The sequence below is a fragment of the Nevskia sp. genome (assembly GCF_023266035.1).
Classification (GTDB): Bacteria; Pseudomonadota; Gammaproteobacteria; order Nevskiales; family Nevskiaceae; genus Nevskia.
The window spans coordinates 957-5,479 of the sequence record NZ_JAHFRY010000200.1 but is presented as its reverse complement, the minus strand read 5'-3'; the positions used below and the strand labels follow the sequence as shown (position 1 = coordinate 5,479).

The following is a 4,523-nucleotide window of genomic DNA, read 5'->3' as shown; positions in this document are numbered from 1 at the left end:
GGCCGCTCATTCGGGGCCGTGGATACTGGGGCCGACCTACAGTGCGCTCGATCCTTTCGTCTTCACGCTGTCTCGCTGGACGCGCGGCTTCACCGGGCCTGCAAGCCAACCGGCCCGCGACTATCCTCACCTCGGCCCTTATCTGCGGCGAATGCTGGAGCGCCCTGCCGTGCAGCAGGTGCTGGCGGCGGAGCAGCTACAGCAACCCTGGATCTGATCCCCACGCTTCAATCAGGAGGACTGACGATGACCAAGAACACCATCTGCCTGTGGTACGAGCATGACGCGGAAGCGGCCGCAGGCTTCTATGCGAAGACGTTCCCCGACAGCGCCGTGACCGCGGTACATCGGGCGCCGTCCGATTTTCCCGGCGGCAAGGCGGGCCAGGTGCTGACCGTCGAGTTCACGGTTTGCGGCGTGGCGTGCATGGGCCTCAATGGCGGGACCGCGTTCCAGCAATCCGAGGCGTTCTCGTTCCAGATCGCCACCGATGACCAGGCGGAAACGGATCGCTACTGGAACGCGATCGTCGGCAATGGTGGTGTGGAGAGCGCCTGCGGCTGGTGCAAGGACAAATGGGGGCTGTCGTGGCAGATCACCCCGCGCGTGCTGACCGAGGCGATGGCCAAGGGCGGCGATGTGGCGAAGCGCGCGTTCGCGGCGATGATGGAGATGCGGAAGATCGACGTCGCGAAGATCGAGGCGGCGGTGCGCGGTGAGGCTTCCGCTTGATCAGGTCTGCGTTGCACTCGCTCTGACGCTGACGGAAACATCCATCTGCTCGAAGTCCTCCGGCGCGCCGATATAGCCGCCGGTCACCGGCATGATCTGCCTGTTGAGGCGAGCGAACGCGACCGGCACGAGCTGACTGCCGCCGACTCTTTGATTCGACGGATCGAAAGCAATCCAGCCGGCGCCGGGCAAATACACTTCCGCCCAGGCATGCGTGGAGCCCGCGTCTTCGTCCTTCTGATCCGGATCGAAGAGATAGCCCGACACCGCCCGGGCGCCGAATCCCAGGTGGCGCGCCGCCTCGATGAACAACGCCGCAATATCGCGGCACGAGCCACTGCCCAGTTCCAGCGTGCTGCTTGGCGACTGCGTTCCTTCTTCATCGCGGACACGGTAGCGAACGTCGCCGAGCACGCCGGCGTTGAGGTCCTTGAGCAGGGACAGGCTGTCGGTCTGCAGTGCGGACACGAAGCCACGCGCCCAGGCGCCCAAGCGCTGTGGATCAGGCGTCAGCCAGTCCGGCTGGGCAAGCGCACCCAGATCAACGACATCGTCGAGCGAGTAGGCAAACGGATAGCTGTGGGCATCCGGCGAGATCGCGAAGATCGGCCATTCCGGCGCCGTGTGCTCGACCACTGCTTCGCTGGTGATGGTCAGTTCGCGGGTCGGCTCAGCAAAGGTCGCCGTCGCGATCAGATTGCCGAATACGTCCGCGCTCCAGGTGACCTCGGCGGGCGGCACACATTCCAGGGACCGCTGCACCGTGAACAGTTCGCCGCTGTCACGCGGGGTGATGATGAGCTGGTGCGGCTGCAGCGTGATCGCCCGCGCGTACTGGTAGCGCGTGCGGTGCTTGATGGTCAGTTGCATGAAACGCTGGCGCCTTCGGTTCAGGGGCTTGGGGAAAGCCGTCGCTGTTTTCAATCACCGCGAATATACCGTCTGCCTGCAACGCAGCGATCCCGTCAGGGTGCACAGGCCCTGGTTAACTAGCGCGTCTGCATGCGGATCCAGGCTTTGCGGAAATGCAGCGGTGTCTGCCCGCACCAGCTCTTGAAGGCCCGGGTAAAGGCGCTCTGTTCGGAGTAGCCGAGCAGCAAGGCGGCATCAGATAGCGGTATGCGAGGGTCGGCGAGATATTTCTTGGCGAGCTGAAAGCGCAACTGGCTGAGCAGACCCTTGTAGCTGAGGTTGCGTTCTTCGAGTCGGCGATACAGCGTGCGCGTCGGCAGCTGCAGTCGCACCGCGACCTGCTCGGCTGCGGGCTCGCCTTCCTGCAGCGCTTTGACGATCTGATGCTGCAGGCGCGCGAGAAAGCTGTCGGCTTGCGGCAGCACCTGCAGCAGAGCCTCGGCCTGTTGATCAAGCAGGACGCGCAGATGCGGATCGCTGCTGTTGATCGGCAGCGCCAGCGCGTCCAGCGGGAAGTGCACGATCAGCGTCTTCGCCTTGAACCGAACCGGACAACCGAGCAGCGCTTCGTAGACTGCTACATCGCCCGGCGCTGGCTCGGGAAAGTCGACCGCTGCTGGCTTGAGGCTGTGATCCGACGTGAGCGTGCGTGCAAGCTGCAGCAGGCTGGCGGCAAGGACTTCGTTGGATAGGCGCGTCGAACGCCCGTAGGACGGATCCCAGCTGAGTTGCATGTCGCGGGCCTGCTGATTCGCGAGGGTGGGCGTCAGGTTGTGCAGCAGGGGCTGGAAGCGCTGAAAGCGCATCAGCGCCTGTTCGAGCGTGTCGCAGGACGCGACCAGATAACCCAGCACGCCGAAGTGGTGAATCTTGAAGTGCTGGCCGATGCGCAGCCCGACAGCGGGTACGCCCTGCGCCTGCGCGATGTCTTCGAGTGCCGACCACCAGATGGCGATGGGCATGCGCTGACTGTTGCGATGCTGCGCGAGGGTCTGGCGCAGCGCCGGCAGCGCGATCTTGCAGGCATCCAGATAGCCGAGCAGCAGCTCTGCAAGACCGCTCCAGACAAAAACGCCCTCCGCCATGTGCGCCCTCCGTGGCGCAGATTGTCAAAAACGCGGACGGGGCGTCAATACGAGGGCAAGACCTGACCGCCATGATTCGGGCCTGTCACCGTCCCATCCCAGCAACAGTCCATCTTCTCGAACTCATGAATATCAAAGTCACATCATCTGGTCAGGCCTGCGGCGCAGCGGTGACGGGCGTCGATCTGTCACTAGCGATCGATGCAGCGACGATCGCCACACTTCGCGCGGCATGGCTCGAACATCATGTGCTCGCGTTTCCCGACCAGACCTTGAGCGACGATGACCTGGAGCGCATCACACTGTACTTCGGCGGCTTCGGCGTAGATCCATTCATCGCCCCGATCCCCGGACGCAAGCACATCATCGCGGTCGAGCGACGCGCCGATGAAACCTCCTCGCTGTTTGCCGAGTCCTGGCACAGCGACTGGAGCTTTCAGGCGCAGCCGCCTTCCGGAACCTGCCTCTACGGCAGGGTGATCCCGCCGGTCGGTGGCGACACGCTGTTCGCCGACCAGCATGCGGCGCTCGATGAGATGCCGGATAGCTTGCGCAAGCGCATCGAAGGTCGCATCGCCATCCACTCGGCGAAACGTGCCTACGCGCCCGACGGCTTGTATGGCGCCAGCGACAAGAAAGGACGCTCCATGGTGATCCTGCCGGCGAAGGATGCCGCGAACACCCAGCACCATCCGCTGATCCGCAAGCACCCGGAGACGCAACGTGAAGGGCTGTTCGGCTGTTTCGGCTACATCATCGGTATTGAAGGAATGGACGATGCCGAATCGATGCCGCTGCTGATGGAGCTGTACCAGTGGCAGTCACGCGAAGCCTTCGTCTACCGCCATCGCTGGCAGACGAAGATGCTGGTGATGTGGGACAACCGTTCAGTCTTGCATGCGGCGACGGGCGGATACGCGGGGCATCACCGGCTGCTGCACCGAACGACGATCGCCTCTGTCCAAGCCGCATGAGCGGAGATTCAGGGACAGCACGCCGGCATTCCGTCGACTCGCCGTCAGCCTGCGCTCGACAAAGTGACCGAGGCGGTAGGTAGCCGACACAAACGAAAATAATTGTTCCGCACCTGTCGAAATCCCTGGGGGTCGTTCGTCGTACAGAAGACAGCCCAACTGGTTGCCGCCCCAACCCACAGGAGAAGCATCATGACCAAGACGATTTTCGTAAGCCTGCCCGTCACCGACCTCGGTGTGTCGATGCGCTTCTACCAATCCCTCGGCTTCGTGAACAACCCGCAGTTCACGGACGATACGGCTGTCTGCATGGTCTGGAGCGAGACGATCAACGTGATGCTGCTTACCCACGCGAAATGGCGCACGTTCACGACTCGCCCCATCCCGCCGTCAACGTCGAGCGAAGTGTCGCTGGCCCTTACCTGCGACAGCCGTGAAGCGGTGGATGCGATGAACGCAGCGGCGGCCGCGAATGGCGGAACAGGCGACATCAATCCAATTCAGGATCACGGCTTCATGTACGGCCGGGACATGGCGGACCCGGACGGCCACATCTGGGGCGCGATGTGGATGGATATGGCGGCCTTCCCTTCGGGTTAGAGGAAGAGAAAGAGGCGGGTGCGCTGCCAAGAGTCCACTTGGGGCCGAAAGCTGAAGGCGACAGCGGACTGCCTTGCGTCGGCAGCGATCGGGGGGCAGGTCCTCTTTGCAAGCGGCGCATTCCGGTGCGCCGCTGCAGCGGTCGGGAATGCCTGCGGTCGCATCATTTGCACCGGTCACCCAAGCAGTCGCGAATGTCCCTCACATGGGACGGCCGGCC

The 4,523-nt window shown here is 63.5% G+C and carries 5 protein-coding genes and 1 pseudogene; 4 read left to right on the top strand and 2 right to left on the bottom strand.

Going from position 1 to position 4,523, the window contains the following annotated elements:
• Together Q0D45_RS20620 and Q0D45_RS20615 are read left to right on the top strand one after the other, a co-directional pair.
• Positions 1-217 (top strand): annotated as a pseudogene (locus Q0D45_RS20620) (glutathione S-transferase); the annotation flags it as partial.
• Positions 218-246: 29 nt separating this feature from the next.
• The gene (locus tag Q0D45_RS20615; protein WP_293397521.1) at positions 247-732 is read left to right on the top strand and encodes a VOC family protein; all 486 of its coding nucleotides are present in this window, start codon (positions 247-249) and stop codon (positions 730-732) included.
• Here the strand turns inward: Q0D45_RS20615 and Q0D45_RS20610 are convergent, their stop codons facing one another.
• Entirely contained in the window at positions 733-1,602 is an 870-nt protein-coding gene (locus Q0D45_RS20610; protein ID WP_293397519.1) for a transglutaminase family protein, read from the bottom strand.
• A gap of 119 nt (positions 1,603-1,721) precedes the next feature.
• Positions 1,722-2,729: an AraC family transcriptional regulator gene (locus Q0D45_RS20605; protein WP_293397517.1), complete on the bottom strand. Its 1,008-nt coding sequence runs from the start codon at positions 2,727-2,729 to the stop codon at positions 1,722-1,724.
• A 125-nt stretch (positions 2,730-2,854) separates the two neighbouring features.
• On the opposite strand from Q0D45_RS20605, the gene Q0D45_RS20600 reads away from it, so the two are divergent.
• Both Q0D45_RS20600 and Q0D45_RS20595 read left to right on the top strand, forming a co-directional pair.
• The gene (locus tag Q0D45_RS20600; protein ID WP_293397515.1) at positions 2,855-3,703 is read left to right on the top strand and encodes a TauD/TfdA family dioxygenase; all 849 of its coding nucleotides are present in this window, start codon (positions 2,855-2,857) and stop codon (positions 3,701-3,703) included.
• Positions 3,704-3,895: 192 nt separating this feature from the next.
• Positions 3,896-4,303, top strand: coding sequence for a VOC family protein (locus Q0D45_RS20595; RefSeq protein WP_293397513.1), 408 nt, complete (start codon positions 3,896-3,898; stop codon positions 4,301-4,303).
• The last annotated feature ends 220 nt before the right edge of the window (positions 4,304-4,523 follow it).

What these genes read in the sequence shown, in the direction of transcription:
- Q0D45_RS20615 (WP_293397521.1), top strand. Translation starts at nt 247, where the DNA reads ATGACCAAGAACACCATCTGCCTGTGGTACGAGCATGACGCGGAAGCG.
- Q0D45_RS20610 (WP_293397519.1), bottom strand. Translation starts at nt 1,602, where the DNA reads ATGCAACTGACCATCAAGCACCGCACGCGCTACCAGTACGCGCGGGCG.
- Q0D45_RS20605 (WP_293397517.1), bottom strand. Translation starts at nt 2,729, where the DNA reads ATGGCGGAGGGCGTTTTTGTCTGGAGCGGTCTTGCAGAGCTGCTGCTC.
- Q0D45_RS20600 (WP_293397515.1), top strand. Translation starts at nt 2,855, where the DNA reads ATGAATATCAAAGTCACATCATCTGGTCAGGCCTGCGGCGCAGCGGTG.
- Q0D45_RS20595 (WP_293397513.1), top strand. Translation starts at nt 3,896, where the DNA reads ATGACCAAGACGATTTTCGTAAGCCTGCCCGTCACCGACCTCGGTGTG.